The organism is Cellvibrio sp. UBA7671 (assembly GCA_002483145.1).
Taxonomy (GTDB): Bacteria; Pseudomonadota; Gammaproteobacteria; order Pseudomonadales; family Cellvibrionaceae; genus Cellvibrio; species Cellvibrio fibrivorans.
Map to the genome: position 1 here is coordinate 1 of DLHJ01000001.1, position 19,423 is coordinate 19,423.

13 protein-coding genes are annotated in these 19,423 nt (G+C 50.9%); 3 read left to right on the plus strand and 10 right to left on the minus strand.

What is annotated here, in order from left to right:
* Positions 1-131: 131 nt before the first annotated feature.
* Positions 132-587 carry an outer membrane protein assembly factor BamE gene (locus tag B4E62_RS00005; RefSeq protein WP_331350584.1) on the plus strand — a complete coding sequence of 152 codons (456 nt, stop codon included), beginning with the start codon at positions 132-134 and terminating at the stop codon, positions 585-587.
* An 83-nt stretch (positions 588-670) separates the two neighbouring features.
* Here B4E62_RS00005 and B4E62_RS00010 read toward each other — a convergent pair whose 3' ends face one another.
* Positions 671-2,302 carry a diguanylate cyclase gene (locus B4E62_RS00010; RefSeq protein ID WP_331350585.1) on the minus strand — a complete coding sequence of 544 codons (1,632 nt, stop codon included), beginning with the start codon at positions 2,300-2,302 and terminating at the stop codon, positions 671-673.
* 268 nt (positions 2,303-2,570) lie between these two features.
* Between B4E62_RS00010 and B4E62_RS00015 the strand changes: the two genes are divergently transcribed.
* A complete protein-coding gene (locus B4E62_RS00015) occupies positions 2,571-3,794 on the plus strand; it encodes an HD-GYP domain-containing protein (RefSeq protein ID WP_310074603.1) in 1,224 nt (407 codons plus the stop codon).
* A 23-nt stretch (positions 3,795-3,817) separates the two neighbouring features.
* On the opposite strand, the gene B4E62_RS00020 is transcribed toward B4E62_RS00015, so the two are convergent.
* The 6 genes from B4E62_RS00020 to B4E62_RS00045 all read right to left on the minus strand — a co-directional run bounded on the left by B4E62_RS00020 (position 3,818) and on the right by B4E62_RS00045 (position 12,957).
* Positions 3,818-4,201, minus strand: coding sequence for a response regulator (locus B4E62_RS00020; protein WP_310074604.1), 384 nt, complete (start codon positions 4,199-4,201; stop codon positions 3,818-3,820).
* Between the two features lie 43 nt (positions 4,202-4,244).
* Positions 4,245-6,599: a PAS domain-containing protein gene (locus B4E62_RS00025; RefSeq protein ID WP_331350586.1), complete on the minus strand. Its 2,355-nt coding sequence runs from the start codon at positions 6,597-6,599 to the stop codon at positions 4,245-4,247.
* Entirely contained in the window at positions 6,596-10,552 is a 3,957-nt protein-coding gene (locus B4E62_RS00030) for a PAS domain S-box protein (protein ID WP_331350587.1), read from the minus strand. Before B4E62_RS00030 ends, B4E62_RS00025 begins: the two co-directional genes overlap by 4 nt.
* Positions 10,553-10,708: 156 nt before the next feature.
* Positions 10,709-11,071, minus strand: coding sequence for an RnfH family protein (locus tag B4E62_RS00035; RefSeq protein ID WP_310074610.1), 363 nt, complete (start codon positions 11,069-11,071; stop codon positions 10,709-10,711).
* 50 nt (positions 11,072-11,121) lie between these two features.
* Complete coding sequence (locus B4E62_RS00040; protein ID WP_310074612.1) at positions 11,122-11,556, minus strand: type II toxin-antitoxin system RatA family toxin; 435 nt, start codon at positions 11,554-11,556, stop codon at positions 11,122-11,124.
* Positions 11,557-11,574: 18 nt separating this feature from the next.
* Positions 11,575-12,957, minus strand: coding sequence for a sodium-dependent transporter (locus B4E62_RS00045; RefSeq protein WP_331350588.1), 1,383 nt, complete (start codon positions 12,955-12,957; stop codon positions 11,575-11,577).
* Positions 12,958-13,194: 237 nt separating this feature from the next.
* Between B4E62_RS00045 and smpB the strand changes: the two genes are divergently transcribed.
* Positions 13,195-13,680, plus strand: a complete 486-nt coding sequence (smpB, locus tag B4E62_RS00050) for an SsrA-binding protein SmpB (protein ID WP_331350589.1) — start codon at positions 13,195-13,197, stop codon at positions 13,678-13,680.
* A 101-nt stretch (positions 13,681-13,781) separates the two neighbouring features.
* Here smpB and B4E62_RS00055 read toward each other — a convergent pair whose 3' ends face one another.
* The 3 genes from B4E62_RS00055 to tkt form a co-directional block, all read right to left on the minus strand.
* Positions 13,782-15,731 (minus strand): ADP-ribosylglycohydrolase family protein, encoded by a 1,950-nt coding sequence (locus tag B4E62_RS00055; protein ID WP_331350590.1) that lies wholly within the window; start codon positions 15,729-15,731, stop codon positions 13,782-13,784.
* Between the two features lie 210 nt (positions 15,732-15,941).
* On the minus strand, positions 15,942-17,114 hold the full coding sequence (locus tag B4E62_RS00060; protein ID WP_310074620.1) for a phosphoglycerate kinase: 1,173 nt from the start codon (positions 17,112-17,114) through the stop codon (positions 15,942-15,944).
* A 131-nt stretch (positions 17,115-17,245) separates the two neighbouring features.
* The gene (gene tkt, locus B4E62_RS00065; RefSeq protein WP_331350591.1) at positions 17,246-19,249 is read right to left on the minus strand and encodes a transketolase; all 2,004 of its coding nucleotides are present in this window, start codon (positions 19,247-19,249) and stop codon (positions 17,246-17,248) included.
* Positions 19,250-19,423: the final 174 nt, after the last annotated feature.

The window sequence follows — 19,423 nt, forward strand, 5'->3', positions numbered from 1 at the left end:
GGCAAGGTCACTTTAAGACCCGCTTTGCGCAGTTCGTGGTTACCGTCTGCCATTATTTCCCCCAAACCCTTCTCAGTGTTCCTGTGGTTCGGGTATTATCCGCGTTCATTTTCGTTAGTGGAAGCCCTTGTATGAAATTAGCCAGCCGTGTTTTTCTGGCCGTGGTCTTAGTCTCCAGCCTCACCGCTTGCTCCAGCTTCCGCTTTCCCGGTGTTTATAAAGTCGGTATTCAACAGGGTCACATCATCACGCAAGAGATGGTAGAGCAACTAAAGCTGGGCATGTCCAAACGGCAGGTACGCTTTGTACTCGGCAACACCTTACTGCCCGATACATTTAATGATGACCGTTGGGATTATCCTTACAGTGTACGTCGTGGGTCACAGGGTGGGATCACTCAATACCTTTACACTGTCTATTTTGAAAACGACAAGTTGGTAAAAACAGAGGGCGATTACTTGCCGGGTAAAGCTCCACTTACAGGAGAGAAATCGGAGAAATATCTGGATGATATGAACCGCGATGTACCTGTGCCTACTGAAGACAGCACACCACCGGAAGTACCTGATCCGGAAGAGCTCGAATAATCGCAAAAAGCACTCTCGGTTAATAACAACGCCCGGTCAATCCGGGCGTTTTATTTTTGATCACACTGTTTTCACAGTGGCGATTATCGACTCAGGCAGATGCGGTTGCGTCCCTCAGCTTTGGCGCGATAGAGCGCCGCATCAGCCTCTTGCAGCAATTGTTCAGCGCGCTCTACGCCCGGCCGATAAGCGGCGATACCCGCACTGAGCGTGACATTAAAGGTGCGCTGGTCAACCGTAAAACTGATATCGCGCAGACGCTGGCGCACATCTTCCATCAACACTTGCGCCTCTTCACGGCTGCAGCGCGGCAACACTGCGACAAATTCCTCGCCTCCATAGCGCCCCACCGCATCGGTTTTGCGCAAGCGCTGGCGCAATAGATGTGCAATTGCCTTGATCACCTTGTCGCCCGCCGGATGGCCGTAGGTATCATTGACTTGCTTGAAGTGGTCGAGATCAAGCATCACCACACTTAAATTTTCTTCGCTGCGCACGGCACGGCTTAACTCGGCATCCACCTGTTCTTTAATGCGCGAATGTTTCAACAGGCCAGTCAGGCTGTCACGGTCCAGAGCATCACTCAACTGGCGGCTGCGCGCTGCTCGCACGGACACAGCAGTGATAAGTTCACGATCGCCCAGTGGCTTACTTAAAAAATCATCGCCCGCGCGCCCCATGGCCACGGCGCGCTTCTCCACATCCTGTTCCGAAGACAGGTAGGTGATAGGGACGCGCAGCCAATCCTGATTGAGACGAATGACCTGTGCCAATTCAATGCCGTTGCAGCCGGGCATGTTGATGTCAAGCAAAATGAGTTCCGGGTGAAAATCCTGCAACACCTCAAAAATTTCATTGGGGTTATTGCTCACCTCGGCACGGATATCGGCGGAGTTCAGCACCAATTTATAGTGCTCGGCCAGCGCCATGTCATCATCGATAATCAATACCCTGTAAGGCGCGCTACGATGGCGATCGAGATAGTATTCAAAGCAGTCGACCAAGCGGATGATATCCAGCGGCTTCACAAAATAACCCACCGCACCCGCGCGCACGGCCGCGTGATAAGCCTCAAAATCCGTGCGGGTAGACACAAAAATCACCGGCACAGGCGTGGGTAAATTCTGCTGTAAAATCGCGACCGCCTCAGGGGTTTCACGCCCCTCTTCAGTGAACACAATGTCGCAGATCATAAAATCCGGCGGGCGTCGCAGTACTTCAACCTCGGCAGCGGCGATAGTGGAAAAGTGCACGACTTGATGACCGAAGTGACGCAGGGTCATGCAAACTTCGTCGGCGACATCAGGGTCGTCTTCTAGCACGTAAATCAGGGTATTGGTCTTCAACGGGGCACTTTGCGATACCAGTGGAATCTTTTTGGCGCTATCGCCCTGTGCCTGCCCATCCAGTGCGGCAACGGCAACCGCAAAGACGCGCAACATACCCATATCCAACTGATTAGCCGCCAGCCATGTCTGTGTTTGCAGCTCCAGTTTCTTTGCTTGTTTGCCGAGGTCGGGAAAACCAAAACTGCCTGCCGAACCCGCCAGTTTGTGCAATTTCTGATTGAGTTTCTCGAGTGCATCGCGCTGGAATTCGGGCTGCGCCAAGTCGCTAACCAGATCTCGCAACGACTGGATTTCGGCAGGTAAGCGCGCCGCATAATCGTCGCGTAATGCCTGAAGTTTTAGCGCAATTTCAGCATTTTTATCCATGGGTAACCGATGCCTGGGAGACAGGGGAAATTTTATTGTCGTTTTTGCGCAAGACCTTTCGGCATCTACCATACCGGGATTTTCCGCAGTCTAGTGTGAATAATAGGTGTGAATCCGGCGTTTGGCCAATCAAATGGAATAACGCCAACGCGCTTTTTTGCACCACAAAAAATTTATTACCGCCTCGCTCCGCCCGACAAAAAATCCCCGTCTATACTCACCAGAACAGACTTAACCCCTATCTCCGCTGTCAGCTATTTGGAACCACATGCTCAAACGAATCGCAGTCAAAGATATCCAGCTCGGCATGTTCATTTGTGAATTTTGCGGTTCCTGGATGGAGCATCCCTTTTGGAAAACCAAGTTTTTGCTCACCGACGAAAAAGACCTGCAGGCAATTCAGGCCAGTGGGATTAAAGAGCTGTGGATTGATGTCACCCAGGGTGCCGATTTAGATAAAGCAGTCCCAGGAAAAACAGAAGAAGAAGTCGCACAAGAAACCGAAGCGGTATTGCTTGAGGCGGAAAACACCCAGGGCAGAGAAAAAATATCGCTTGAAGATGAAATACAAACTGCCGCCAAACTCTGCGCCAAAGCCAAAGAAGCTGTGATTGAAATGTTTAGCGATGCCCGCATGGGCAAAGCGATTCAAATCGAGCAAGCAAAAGCATTGGTAGAAGAGATTTCCAATTCCGTTATGCGCCAACCGCACGCATTGATCAGCTTGGCGCGGCTGAAAACTGCCGATGAATATACTTATATGCACTCGGTTGCGGTGTGTGCGCTGATGATTGCCCTTGCACGCCAATTAAACCTTGAAGAGGAAATGGTGCGCGAAGCCGGTTTCGCCGGACTGTTGCACGATATTGGCAAAGTCGGCATTCCTATGAAAGTGCTTAACAAGCCGGGCAAACTTACCGACAGTGAATTCGCTATTGTGAAATCGCACCCGGAAGTGGGCGCCAAAATTTTAATTGAAAGCTATCAGGTCAGCCCTATGGTGCTGGACGTCTGCCTGCATCACCATGAAAAAATGGACGGCACCGGCTACCCACACGGACTCAAGGGCGAGACCATCAGCCTCTATGCCAAAATGGGTGCGGTCTGCGATGTCTATGATGCAATTACATCCAATCGGCCTTACAAAAAAGGTTGGGCACCCGCCGATTCAATTCGCAAAATGGCCGAGTGGAGCAAGGGGCATTTTGATGAAGCTGTATTCCAGGCTTTCGTCAAAACCGTAGGTATTTACCCCACAGGTTCACTGGTGCGCCTGGAAAGCGGGCGGCTCGCGGTCGTTGTAGAGCAGCATGAAACATCGCTGCTCAGCCCGCGTGTAAAAGTGTTTTACTCGGCCAAAACCAAAATGCCGATCATCCAGGAAACACTGGATCTGGCCAAACTGGTGGGTAAAGAAAAAATTATCGGGCGCGAATCGCCCGACGACTGGGGCTTTAAAAATCTCGATATGCTGTGGTCGGGCATTAGTTAGAAAATCACTGTGTTGCCCGCCCTCTATTGTCTTAACCAGATATCGCGCAGCTCCTGCGCCAGCGTCATAGGGTCAAAAGGTTTGGCGATAACGCCTACCGCTCCCAAATTGAGATAACCCTCCACTTCCTGCGGCTGCACCTTCGCGGTCATAAATACTACCGGTGTCGTCGCCAATTCGGGAAACGCGCGCAACCCCTTAAGCGTTTCCGGGCCATCCATCCCCGGCATCATCACATCCAGCAATACCAAGTCAGGTTTGAACTGCACAGCTTTCGCCAAGGCATCGCTGCCGCAGTTGCAGGCTTCGAGTGTAAATCCATTGATAGTTTCCAATACCATTACGGCGATGGCCTGAATATCCGGGTCATCTTCAACGTACAAAATGCGGGTTAATTCATGATCCATTAAAGTTACCTGATTAATGTAGTTAACATGGGTTTTTGTGTTGCTACCCGATCGTATTCACGATTGGAAAACGCGCAAAAAAAGTGGCGCCCTGACCGGGTTCTGATTCAAATCCAATATTGCCATTCATTCGCTCAACGAAAGCCTTGCTGATGGACAGCCCCAAGCCAGTCCCACCTCGCTGACGAGAATCAGAAGAGTCTGCCTGCGAAAACTTTTGAAAGATGCGTGAGCGAAACTCATCACTGATACCGGGGCCATGATCCACCACTTCGATTACAGCCTGATCGCCCTGTTGCGACAGGCGAATTTCCACCTGCCCTTCTTTGGGAGAAAACTTTACGGCGTTGGATATAAAATTGGTCAACACTTGCTGCAAGCGTTGAGCATCAACCCGCGCGCGCAAGTCATTCACTTCTAATTGCAACACTAACGTGATGTCGTAAGAATCGGCATAGGCTTTATTGCTTTCAAGCGAGGCCTCTAAAATTGATAACAGTGATTGCTCATGAAGGTCGAACTCCATTTTCCCCGCGAGGATTTTTTCCATATCGAGCAAATCATTGATTAGCAATGTCAGGCGCTTGGCATTTTTGTGGGCTATCCCAAGCATGCTCTGTATCTTGTCAGGTATCTCACCCAAAGCCCCACTCGTCACTAGCGCGAGTGAGCCTGCGATCGAAGTAAGCGGGGTACGCAGTTCATGGCTAACTGCAGACACAAACTCATTCTTCATCTGATCTATACGTTTACGCTCAGTGATATCTTGAATGAAAGACCAAATTTTCCGCTCACCATCAGGCCCTTCTATCAGCACTCCATTTAGTAATACCGGAATCAGGTGTCCATCGCGATGCCGGTATTCTTTTTCGTAGGGACCGTAACGGCCACTGACATGTAAACTCTCAAGTTGCTGGTACTCCTGGAGTTGATAGTGCGCGGGGGTTAAATCCCAATAACTAATCGCTATTAGTTCGGCTTCTGTGTAGCCGGTGAGGCGACACAACTCGGGATTGCACTCCAGATAGCGGCCACCATCGACAGCATTTAATGCGATACCAATGGACGCCTGATTGTAGAGTGTAGATAATTTTTGCTCGTTTAACTTAATAGCTTTATTCGCCATCTCCGCTTGGGTTACATCCCAAATAAAGCCATCGATATATTTTAAATGGCCACTTTCATCGTAAATTCCCCGCCCCAGTTCCTGCACCCATAACCAATGGCCGTCAGCATGACGTAGGCGAAATAACAGCTCAAATGGCTCTTTGGCAGAGAGCGCAGCACCGACTCTCTCTGCTATCCATGGTACATCATCCGGATGCGTTAATTCGGTGAAACTGCGCGGTGAATCAGAACGTGTAAATTCAGTGGCACTGTAACCCGTCAGCTGTTTTACGGCAGCACTCAGATACAACATTGTCCAGTCAGGATCGTTCTCACAACGGTAGGCGGCACCAGGGAAGTTGCTCAACATGCTTTGCAGCCGCTCTTCGCTATTACGCAATTGTTGCTGTGAAGACTGTAGTTCACTGATATCCGCATGCGTGCCAGACATCCACAGGGGGTTCCCGTTGTCATCCCGGCGCGACACGCGCCCGCGATCATGAACCCATACCCAGTAACCATCTTTATGGCGCATACGGCATTTACAATCGTAAAACTCCAACTCGCCGCGCAAATGCTGCTCAATAAGTTCGCCGGATTTTTTTAGATCCTCCGGGTGCGCCAGATCTAGCCACGTATCAATGGAAACCGGTATTAACTCGGCAAGGGTGTAACCGACAATCTCAGCCCAACGCTCGTTAAATATCGTTTCACCCGTTTGTACATTCCACTGCCAGGTACCAATATTGGTACCCTGAATAACCAAGTCCAAATTTTCCCGCTCGCGCTCCAAAGCCATGTTGCTCTCGCGAAAACGAAGCAGTTGCATGACTTGGCCAGCGAGTAGCTGAAGGGAGCTTAATTGAATGGGACTCAATTGGCGCGGCACGTAATCGATAACGCACAGCGTTCCCAGTGCATTGCCCGATTCCGTAACCAGTGGAGCGCCAGCATAAAAACGTATATACGGCTCCCCCAACACCAAGGAATTGTCACTAAAACGAGGATCAAGTGTTGCGTCCTCAACAACCAATACATCATCGGGGCGCAAAATGGCATGAGCACAAAATGCCACGTCGCGCGGTGTTTCCATTGCGTCCAAACCAAGACAGCTCTTAAACCATTGGCGGTCACTATCCACAAGGGACACTACAGCAATAGGAACCTCGCACAAATTCATCGCCAACTGTGCGATTGCATCAAAACTCTGCTCGCGTCGGGTATCCAGAATATCGAGCCGATACAAATGGGCGAGCCGCTCTTTTTCGTTATTGGGTAGCGGCGCTTTCATTGCACCTCTCCTTCAGAACTTAATGTTTTTTTCTCTAAAGCGCGGGCAATGATTTGCTCGAGCTGCCCACTAATCAACGGCTTTTGTAACCAGAAAATGTCGCTACTCGAATGAAGTGGCGGCTGGCTTTTCTTACCCTCATCAATCGCTCCGGTGATAATAATAATCGGCAATTTTTTCGCGCCCGTGCGCTGATGGGATTCCTGCTGGCGAATGTGCTCCACTATCGCAATCCCATTCATATCCGGCAGCTGCAAATCGAGTGTGACCAAATCGTAATCGCGCAATTGTAAATGCTCCAACGCCGACTGCCCGGTCGTAGCGCAATCGACATCGTATTTTTGTGCAGATAGTGCCGTAACTAACACCTCGGCAGTTTCAGCATCATCTTCCACTACCAGTAAGTGCGGTTTTATTTTTTGCGGATCCAGACGTGTGGATGGAATTTTTTGCGTTGTATCTTCGCAGGGTAAATCAAAATAAAAACTGGCGCCTTTGCCTGGTGTGGATTCCACCCCCACCGCCCCGCCCATGCGTTCAATAATTTCTTTGCAGATCGCAAGCCCCAAACCGGTTCCGCCTTTTTGACGGGTATCCGATGAATCGGCTTGGGAGAATTTTTGAAACAGGCGCGATCGGAAATTATCGGGCACACCAGGGCCTTTATCGGTGACGGTGACACGCACGCTGCCGAAGTGAATATCCAGCTGGATAGTCACCACATCATTGAGCGGTGAAAATTTCGCAGCGTTGGACAAATAATTGGCAAGCACTTGCAACAAGCGCTGATGATCGACAGATACTTTTACATCGCTGCCGGGTAGTAATTTATAAGTGACGCCGTATTGCTGGGCAAAAGCCGCATTGGATTCGATACTTTGCCGGATCAGCGGCAGTAACATTTGTTGTTGAATATCAAAATGCATTTTGCCCGCAACCAATTTTTCCATATCGAGCAAATCATTGACCAGATGGATCAAGCGCTGCGAATTATTGTGCGCAATCTGGATCATACGCGCCGACGAGTCGGGTAAAGTTCCCGCGAGGCCATTCACTAAAATCCCCAATGCGCCGCTGATCGCGGTCAGCGGTGTACGCAGCTCATGGCTGACGGTGGAAATAAATTCATTTTTCATTTGATCAATGCGTTTTATTTCGCTGATATCGCGCGCAATCCCCAAGTAGCCGGTAATCTCCCCCTCCGCATCGCGCAGCGCCGACACCGTCAGCAGCACCGGAAATTGGCTGCCATCTTTGCGCACATAGTGCCATTCGTTTTCATCGTCGCTGCCCTCGCGCGCCTTGGCGATAAACACATCAAACCCGGGTTTGACTTCATAACCCAACTCACACGTCAAATGCTGCGCGCGGGCGATAACCTCATCGGACAGATGGATAAGCGCAGGCGTTTGTTTATCAATGATGTCGTCAGCGCTATAGCCCAACATCATCTCCGCACCATGATTGAAGGTTTTGATCGTGCCGGTGGGGTCGGTTGAAATTATCGCCACACTGGCAGCATCAAGGATCGCTTTGCGCAGTGAGTTGGTTTCCTTCAACTGCGATTCCGTTTGTTTAAGCGGTGTGATGTCGGAGACATAGCCATGCCAGAGTACGCTGCCGTCTTCCAGTTTTTCCGGGATCGATTCTATGTGTGTCCAAATCATGCCGCGCTGTGGATGGTTAATGCGCACAGTAGCCACCCAGGGCGTGAGGTGGGCGGCGGAATAGGAGACGCTTTCGCCCACCCAGCCCACATCATCCGGATGAATCACGCCAAAGACTTTATTCGCCGATATCGCCACATCGTCCGGGCTCACGTCGTAAATGTTTTTGATCCCGGGGCTGGCGTAGGGAAAAAATGAACTGCCATCGGGGCGCAGCTGGAATTGGTAGAGGAAGCCGGGCAAGCGCTCGCTGAGTTTTTGGAAGCGCTGCAAAATGTCTTTTTTCTCGGCATCCTGTTGCCAGCGTTCAACCACCGAACTGATCCAGCGCGCCAGCAGGCGCACAAAGTCCTTGTCGAGTGCATCGTACTGGTGATGGCGGGTTTTGCGCGAGTTGAAGCAGAGGGTGCCGTAAATCTTACCACCCACCCACAAAGGGGCACCTATATAAGTCTCAACTTGGGTCAACAGATACGCGGGGTGCTGGCGAAAGTTGCTCGCCGGAATATCATCTTCCGCCACTACATCCTGCTGGTTTACCGTGAGGCTACAGTAGGTTTTAGCAAGCGGGCTGACGAGCGGAGCATCGCGCTGCCCCTGAGCGGAAAACTGCACATGGATACGAAATTCATCGCCGTTAATCTGGCTGATGATGGCGTTGCTCAATCCCAGATAGCGCGCGCCTAAACTGAGTGCACGACGCAATTGTTCATCCGGGTCAACGGCTGAGAGCGAGGCAATTTCATTGAGCGAGTGGAGCGCAGCCTGCTGGCGAATACTGATCAGCTCGGTATTTTTGCGCTCGGTAATATCGGTGTAGACCCCCAACATCAGCGCCGCTTTGCCACTCTCAGTCCACTCCACTACTTTGCCGCGGGTGAGAATCCACTTGTAGCTGCCATCGTGGATTTTGAGCCGGTATTCATTTTCGTACATGGGCGTTTCGCCTTTTATATGGCGAATAATGTCGCTGTAACTCATACGTTTGTCGGCGGGGTGGACGCGGCTCATCCACTCGTCCAGATCAAGCGAGTTGGGCGACTCGGGCCCAATGCCGCATAGTTGCCGCCATTCGGGTGAGAAGCGGGCTTTGTCGTTCGCTATGTCCCACTCCCAAAAGCCCGAGTCACTGGAGCGCAGCGCCAGAGCCAAACGCTGACGCGCCTGCTCACTGACCGCGTGCTCTCCGCGCAGCTGTTCGCCGTGCTGCTCCACCAGGCTGCGCAAATACCGGCGATTGAAGCGGATGAAAGCCATCAGCAGCAAAAGTGCGCACACCAGTGCCGTCATCCACTTGGCGATCACCCGCTGGCGGATAGATAAATAATCTTCATAGGCCGGGGTGATGTCGTTCCAAACCAGCATCGCCAAACCCGATTGCTGCACTGGCAGCCCCGACTGCTGCAGCGGCCACCAGGAGGCGACGTAAGTCCTACCTTCGTTGTGCAGCAATTGCCCCTGCTGGTTGATAGGGATCATGCCCCGGCTCCACCAGTTATGGAGTTGCGGGTCAGTCGTGTCCTCCAGACGCCAGTCATCCACCGTGGTCGGGTTCTGCTGGTTGAGCTCCTGCCGGGTCTGCTCCCAGAGTATTTGCTCAACCGCCGCCTTGCGCAGAAATACCGCCATCTGAATGTCTGACTGCAATTCTTCAGTCTTCTGTGGCAGCGATGACATACCCACTTCCAGCACTGCAATCACTCCACCGGTTTTATCAGCCTTGGCAGTGACCGGCAGAATGGCCCGATAACCACTCCCCTGACGGGCGACATCAACACCCCAGGTGGGCACACCGGAAGTAAAGGCATTAGTGATGAGCGGGCGCAAACCGCTTAAACTGTCACCGTAGCGATCGGGGCGATGCATGCGCAAAAAATTCACCGCACCCGGGGCAAAATACACACTCAATTGCCGCACGCCCAGCGCTTCCATCCCACTCCAGTAATCGTGTAGATGCACTCGCAGTTCCTGCCTGAGCTGACGCAAATGTTCGGCACCACTAGTGCCCTCTTCGGCAACAAATACCTGATGCGCCCCGCGCAATTTGTCGATAACCTGATGATCGCCACCAATCAGCTGCGCCAATAACATGGCCTGTTGGGTCAGGTCGCGTCCCGAGGTTTCCAGATGGTTTTTTTGGGTTTGGGTATTCCAGCTCAGGCGCTCATGCCATACCTGCTGATGAACACGTAGATCGGCCAACATAAACAACACAAATACAGCCGCTAAACCCAGAGCAGAAAGCCAGGGCAGCCAGCGGTAAAGGCGTTTGTAATTCAGCGACATGAAGTCTCTCAAGCATGTTGTTATAGCGACTGCCGGGCACCAGCAAAGACGCAGTATTACCCCAGTGTAGTGCAAATTTTTAACGGAGCAGGTCGGCTATCCGGTTGATCAACTGATCAACCGGGGGAACACACAAGGAGAGAGATGGAGGAGGGATTAATCAGTAGCAGAATTATCTGTTTCGTTAAGTGCAGCGTCAGGTTTAGCGCTATCGGCTTTTTCCGCCCGTTTGCGCCGTGCGTCTTTCGGGTCAGAGGCGAGCGGGCGATAGATCTCGACGCGGTCACCGGCATGCAGGACATGCTTATCGGCGCTGTCCATACCCTTGGTACCCAGAGACTGTCCAAAAATACCCATCTTGGCAGTGGCAATATCCAGATCAGGAAAGTGATCGGCAATTTTGGAGCGCTGTACCGCACTCAACGCCGTGGTACCCGGCTCAACCAAAAGTGCGATAATTTTTTGTTTGTGCGGCAAGGCGTAAGCCACTTCTACCCGGATAAGATCAAAATCGGCCATGCTGTCTGTCCATCAAAATAAAAGAAATCGAAAATAAACTACAAAAAGAATTACTGGTAAACCTGCTTGGCGCGCGCACAGAGCGCATCTACTTGTTTATTGCTCACCCCTTCAAACAACTTGCCCACCGCCATACCCAAGAGACGGTTTTGCAATTCAAATTCCAACTCAAAAGTCACCTTGCACGCCTGCTCGCCCAAGGGTGTAAAACGCCAGACGCCGCGCAAGTACTTAAACGGGCCATCGACCAGATTCATGCTCATGCTGTGGGGCGGCTGCAACTGGTTGCGCGTGACAAAACTCTGGCTTACACCCGCTTTACTCAGCTCCAGGCGCGCCTCTAGCCAATCATCGCCACGCGCCAAAATTGTCGCCCCAACACAGCCATCCATAAATTGCGGATAGGCTTCAATATCGTTGATCAACTCAAACATTTGTGACGCGGAATAATTCACCAACGCCGATCTCTCTACCCGATGAGCCACTTTTTACTCCACCACGATTTACTCTACCAACACCGCACGCAATACGGGAAAAATCCCGTTGTACAAAATTACCAACACCGCGATGGGCGAAATAAATTTCAGCACCGGGCGCCAGAGGCGAAACACCAGGGCGGATTCAAATTTTAAATCGTGCAGGATAATCTCATCGCGCAGTTTCCAGCCGGTAAACAGCGCGATCAATACTCCGCCGAGCGGCAGCATAATATTGGTAGCGATAAAGTCCATGCTGTCAAAATAATTCTTGCCCCATAAAAACTGCAGCTCCGACCAATCATTAAATGAATAGACTGAGCCCAGACCGATAAACCAGGAAATCGTCCCCAGCAATAGGCTCGCGAAAATCCGGTGCAGCCCAAAACGCTCATTCAAGTAGGCGACACCGGGTTCCAGCAGCGAAATAGTTGATGTCCAGGCCGCCAGAATCACCATCACAAAAAATACCGAACCGATTATCAGACCTGCGCCCATATTGCCAAAGGCGACTGGCAAGGTCACAAACATCAAGCCGGGCCCGGCGCCGGGACTAATACCGGGGGTGGCAAACACAAAGGCAAAGATAGCGACACCGGCGACCAAGGCCACGAGGGTATCCAGGATCGCGACTATCACTACCGTCTTGCCCACCGATTGGCTGCTCGGCATATAAGCGCCGTAGGCCATGATCGCGCCCATACCCAGGCTGAGGGTAAAGAAGGAGTGACCCATGGCAATCTGCGCGCCCTCCCAGGACAAATCCTCCAGTTTAAAACTGAACATAAAACGCAGCGAGGTGACAAACTCACCTTCTTTAATGGCGTAACCCAACAGGATCAGCAACAGCACAAACAGCAAGGGCATCATCCAGCGCACGGCCGACTCAAGGCCACGCGTAACGCCGAGCGCCAGTACCGCGATAGTCATCGCGATAAATAATGAGTGCCACTGCAGCATCAGATCGCTGTCGGCAAGCAAACCATCGAACAGGGCTTGCGATGTCTCACCCGTCAGCCCGGCAAATTTTCCATCCAAAGCCGCCAGTGCATACTCGAGGGTCCAGCCCGCAATCACCGAGTAGAAGGATAAAATCAGCAGCCCTGCCAGCACCCCCATCCAACCTATAGTCGTCCAGCCCTTGCTAGCTCCGGCGTGCTCGCAGAGTTCAGCCGTTGCCATAATCGGGTTGGCGCGCGCTCGGCGGCCCATTAAAATCTCCGCCATCATGATTGGAATACCAATCAGTGCGATACAGAACAAATACATCAATACAAAGGCACCGCCGCCGTTCTCACCGGTGATATAGGGAAACTTCCAGATATTACCCAACCCCACAGCGGAGCCAGTCGCGGCCAAAATAAAGCTGCCGCGCAATCCCCAAATAGTGTGTTGTTTAAGTGGCTTCACGCGCTGCTCCTCTATTAACCCTGATTGGGCATCGTTATTGTTGGTTAAGCACAGATCGCACCAGACATAGCGCGCTAGAATAATATTCGACGGTGAATTGTACCTAGATTGGCGCAACCGTATAAGCCCATGCCATAGGCTCTGCTCAAGACAGCAAGCCTATATCAAGACAGAGCGCGGGCTTTGCCGATATAATGCCCGCCCGTTTGACGACATACCCTGAGTAGTATTGAGTTCATGGCCAAAAAAACGCAAAAAAACCAAGGCAGCACTATCGCCCTCAACAAAAAAGCCAAGTTCGATTACGAACTGCACGACCGTTTTGAAGCGGGCATTGCACTCACCGGTTGGGAAGTCAAAAGCCTGCGCGCGGGTAAAGGCAATATCACTGATTGCTACGTGGTGTTTAAAAATAACGAGGCCTGGTTGCAAGCTGCCCAAATCCAACCGCTGCTAAGCGCGTCCACGCATTTTGTGACTGACCCTTTTCGCAACCGCAAACTGCTGCTCAATCGCCGCGAGATTAGTCGCCTGCAAGAAGCGGTAGAACAAAAAGGCTACACAGTAGTGCCCACCGCGCTCTACTGGAAAGAACATTTGATTAAATTGGAAATCGCCATCGCCAAGGGTAAACAACTGCACGATAAACGCGAAACTGAAAAAGAACGCGATTGGGCGCGCGACAAACAGCGTCTATTCCAAACCGCCACCAAACGCGATTAATGTTTCTGCAGATCTTACAAATTAAAGCGTTATAAATAAAAATGCCGGTATTGTTTGATACCGGCATTTTTTTATTCCCGTTTTTCCAACACAACTGCAGCTTAGCGTTCGTGCACACTCAATTCACTAATCCCTGTGAAAAACTCGCGACCGCCGCCGTTAAAACTATCGCGTTCAACACCACCTGCAGCACCAATAATTCGAATCGATTTTGTCGTAACTGGTGCGAATGAAAGCGTGTGATTTATACCAATCCCTTTTAACCATTGGGAATTATCAAAATTTATTGATGGTGCTATCTGCAGTTGCTGTACATTTTGCCACTCACCCGCATTATCCAGATATTGCACCTGCAACGACGTAAACCAGCCGGCAAATTCTTTGGGCGTACCAGGATTAAAGCGCAGTACCGAAATAGTTTGTGGTTGCTCCCAGCTAAAGCCGTAAAAATCCTGCTTGTTTGTCACCGCATTTTCAGTGCTGTAATAAGTTGTTTCGAGCTGGCCATCGCGTAGTATTTGCGCAAGCGATTCTCCTTTTTGTGGATCATTTATATTGTGCAAAACCTCAGTTGCCGCAGCGGCAAGATTACGGGTGTGCACCTCGATAACGTATTCGTGCTCAATGGTTTTTTGCCCGCGCGCCAAACGCAAGTTAAATCGATACAATCCGGAGGCTTTTGGCACGCCCGAGATGACACCGGAGCGCAATTGCAATCCCGAGGGTAGCGCACTACTGAGCAGTGTTAATTTTTCATCGCTCGCGGAAATATCGACACCAGTATCAAACGAAAACATTTGATCTTGCTCAGCAAACAACACGGGCGCAGAAGGTAGCTCCAGCGGTGCGGAAAATTTCGCGTCGGTATTAATTACATAGTATTCAACGCCCTTCTCAACAATCTTTTTTCCACCATGCGCCAGAATAATTTTTTCCCCTTCGTGTGCCATGCGCGCAACCAATTCACTAATGCGCGCATCGGGCAGGCCAACCCGGCTGACATTAATATAACGATCATTATAGGGCTGACTCCAGTTTAACTCCGGGATGGGGAACAATAAATTTTTCGGCAATATCGCTGTGCCGCCAACAATTCCCAATAAACCACTCATACTGGCTGCTTGATTGTCTGCATCAAAACCCATTGCACTTGCCATATCGAGCGTCTTTTGAAAATCCCCTTCGCCGTATAAAAGTGCGAGAATGGCACAGGCGCCGTTTAAATTCGCATCAACCACCAACCAGGCATTTTTGTTGTAATCGAATGCGCGATAATAATGCTCTGCCATTACCGCACGCGCTTTTTGCCAATCATCGGGATATTTTTTGTGCAGCTGTTGCATATGCCGCACTATCGCCGCAAACCGGCTCTGCGTCGGTAGCGCTGCCAAACCTGCGGCAATCAAGCGCTCAATATCGCGCTCAAAAAACGCGGCGGAAAACATAGCGCCGTACATAACGGCGGGATCAATACCAAAATCGTCGCTGGTAATACGCCCAGCCCAGCGGGTTTTTGCAGCGGCATAATTCATCATGCCCGGCGCAGTCACTGCCCAAATTTCATTAACCAATTGCGGATCAATTTGAAACCACTGCGGATTTAATGTTTTGTGCCCGGTGAGCGGCGGCGAATATCCAGCATGCATTAATGCCACCGCCTGCCGATTGGCCACCCAGACTTTTTCACGCACGTGATCTTGCCATGCATTCGCCAGCGCTGAATAAGACGGCGTACTGCCGTGCTTTTCCATCTGCAACAAATACATGTATTCGATATCCGTATCGTCATCAGAAAACGCGCCATTGACCTCTTTTACTTTCGCAAGGTATTCGCCAAAACCATAAGGAAATTTGTTGGGCCCCGGCTGGTCAATAAATTTGAACTCGTAGGAGAGCCCATAGGTATTGCCAATAATTTGGCCTAACCATGAAGCCTTCACTTTATCCTGATATTCAGCGACCGGAATTTTGGGGTAATGGGCGCTATCGGCCTGTACATAACAACTTGCAACCAAGAGCGCAGACATTGCTGTTGCCAGATATTTTTTCATCTTGTTATCTCCCACTATTTTATTGTTATCTGCATAACCAATGATGGATGCAGCAGGAGAACAGAATCGTCCTTGGGCGCTGGGTTGTCGTCCCACCTTTAGCCGATTTACGGTTTGGTTACCCTCACTTTAGGCAGCTGCGAAAGTGGGACAGCACACTGGAAATAAAAAAGGCGATCCGAAGATCGCCTTTTTTGCAGCTGCAGGTGATTAGCCTTTGGCGCGCTCTTCCAGAATGGCTACTGCAGGCAATACTTTACCTTCAACGAATTCAAGGAAAGCACCACCACCGGTAGACACGTACGAAATTTTGTCAGCCAGGTTCCACTTGTCGATTGCCGCCAGCGTATCGCCGCCACCCGCAACAGAGAATGCATCGCTCTCAGCAATTGCGCGTGAAATGGTTTCAGTACCTTTGGCGAACGCATCGAATTCGAATACGCCGCAAGGGCCATTCCACAATACGGTTTTAGCGTTTTTGATAATTTCTGCAACGCGTGCTGCAGTTTCAGGGCCGTAGTCGATAATTTCTTCATCAGCCTGAATTTCGCTTGGCTTTTTAACCGTCGCGACTGAGTTGTGATTCCAGGATTTGAAACCTTCTTTGGTGACACGTACATCAGTCGCAAAAACCACTTCAGTCGTTTTGCACAGACGCTGTGCTTCAGGGATCAAATCTTTTTCGTACAGTGAATTGCCAACTTGATTGCCTGCAGCTGCCACGAAAGTATTGGAGATACCACCGCCAACAACCAGGATGTCTGCGATTTTCGACAGCGCATCCAACACGCTCAATTTGGTTGAGACTTTTGAGCCACCAACGATAGCAACCAATGGACGCGCTGGTTTATCCAATACTTTTGCCAAGGCCTCCAATTCCGCTGAGAGCAGTGGACCTGCACAGGCGATAGGTGCGAACTTCGCAACACCGTGTGTTGATGCTTGCGCGCGGTGCGCGGTGCCAAAAGCATCCATTACAAACACATCGCACAAGGCCGCCATTTTTTTCGACAGCTCATCAGAATTTTTGCCTTCGCCCACATTGAAGCGCACATTTTCGAGCAACACCAAATCGCCTTCCATCGCAAAACCGTCGACCCAGTTTTTAACGAGCGGCACATTGCGACCCAATTTTTCACTCAGGTATTTTGCAACAGGAGCAAGCGAAGCAGCTTCATCGTAAACACCTTCATCGGGACGACCGAGATGCGACATCACCATCACTTTTGCGCCTTTCGCCAAGGCTTCCTTGATAGTCGGAATAGATGCATCAATACGCACAGCAGACGTGATGCGGCCATCTTCCAACGGCACGTTCAGATCCTGACGAATCAATACCCGCTTGCCAGCGAGATCCTGGTCTTTCATTAATTTTACGGTCATGTTTTTCACCTTTACGAAGAAGCTCCGAATAAAACCAAATGCCTTTTTATACTTCACATGAATGTGAATAATTCAAAAAAATACTGCGATAAAACAAAACACCCGACTCGCGCCGGGTGTTTTTTTCTTACTTAGTCTTCCAACAATTCTTCAACAGTGCTGACGATGTTATCGACAGTGAAGCCGAAGTGTTCGAGCAGTTTATTGCCCGGCGCTGATTCACCGAACGTGGTCATGCCGATGATGCGGCCATCGAAGCCGACATATTTGTACCAGAAATCGGCGTGTGCAGTTTCAACGGCAACGCGTGCACCTACGCTAATAGGCAATACTGATTCTTTGTAGGCAACATCTTGTTGATCAAACACAGAAGTCGAAGGCATAGACACAACACGGATGTTTTTGCCTTTTGCTTTCAGCGCTTCTGCGGCTTTCACAGTAACACCCACTTCTGAACCGGTAGCGATCAGGATGGCTTCTGGCTCGCCTACGGAATCAACCAGCACGTAACCGCCTTTGGCGATGTTGGCAACTTGCTCGGGAGCACGCGCGAAGAAATCCAGGTTTTGACGGCTGAACACCAACGCCGCAGGACCGTCTTTACGCTCAACCGCGGCTTTCCAGGCGACAACCGATTCAGTGCTATCCGCCGGGCGCCAGGTTTCCAGGTTTGGCGTCAAACGCAAAGTGCCGAGCACTTCGATTGGCTGGTGAGTCGGACCGTCTTCGCCTTGACCGATTGAGTCGTGGGTATAAACGAACACGTTGCGCAATTTCATCAGCGCTGACATACGCACGGCGTTAGCAGCGTATTGTTGGAACATCAGGAAGGTTGCGCCGTAAGGAATAAATCCACCGTGAGCAGAAACACCGTTCATGATCGCGCTCATACCAAATTCGCGCACACCGTAATACACATAGTTACCGCTTGCATCGCCCGCTTCCACGCCTTTGGATTTTTTCACCAACGTCAGGTTGGAGCCAGCGAGATCGGCAGAACCGCCGAGGATTTCAGGCAACCATTCAACAAAAGACGCGATGGTGTTTTGCGATGCCTTACGGCTCGCAATTTTTTCGCCTTTGGCTTGGGTCTCGGCAATAAGAGCTTCCGCTTTTGCAGCGAAGTCCGCTGGCAATTCACCCTTGATTACACGGCGATCAAATTCGGCAGCCAATTCCGGATAGGCTGCTTTATAAGCCGCAAACTTTTCGCTCCAGGATTTTTCTGCCGCAGCGCCTTTGGCTTTTGCATCCCATCCTTCATACACATCGGCTGGAACCACAAATGGCTCGTATTCCCATTTCAGGGTTTTACGTACCAACGCCACTTCTTCCAAACCGAGTGGTGAGCCGTGGCAATCGTGTGAACCTTGTTTGTTAGGTGAACCGAAACCGATAACGGTTTTTGTGATGATCAACGTTGGCTTTTGTGTCTCAGCACGCGCCGTTTCAATTGCAGTTTTGATTTCAACCGGGTCATGTCCATTCACGGAACGGATGACTTGCCAGCCGTAGGCTTCAAAACGTTTTGCCGTGTCATCGGTAAACCAGCCTTCAACATGGCCATCAATAGAGATGCCATTGTCATCGTAGAAGGCGATAAGTTTACCCAAGCCCAGAGTGCCGGCCAGCGAACAGGCCTCATGGGAAACACCTTCCATCATGCAGCCATCGCCGAGGAAACAGTAGGTGAAGTGATTAACCAGGTCATGACTGTCGCGGTTGAATTGCGCCGCGAGTACTTTTTCTGCCAGCGCAAAACCAACAGCGTTGGCAATACCCTGGCCCAGCGGACCGGTGGTAGTTTCAACACCCGGGGTATAGCCGCGCTCAGGATGGCCAGGGGTATTGGAATGCAATTGGCGGAACTGCTGCAGGTCTTCCATCGACACAGCGTAGCCGCTCAGGTGCAACAGCGAGTAAATCAGCATGGAGCCGTGACCGTTTGATAATACAAAGCGGTCGCGATCAGCCCAATCAGGGTTCTGGGGGTTGTGTTTTAAAAAGTCATTCCAGAGAACTTCGGCGATATCCGCCATGCCCATGGGGGCGCCCGGGTGGCCTGAATTGGCTTTTTGTACGGCATCCATCGAAAGGACACGGATGGCATTGGCAAGATGTTGGCGAGTTGGCATGAAACTCAAGGCTCCTAAGATAAGTTGATTGCTGTTGTGGTGGGCGCGGTTTGCCTGACCACCTATGCGGTTCAGGGCACCCTGGGGTTGCAAAGCACTAATGGGCAATTGCCACTTATTACAGGCCTCTGATGGGCTTTTGTGTCATTGGGTTCCAGCCGCCGTCGCTGGGAG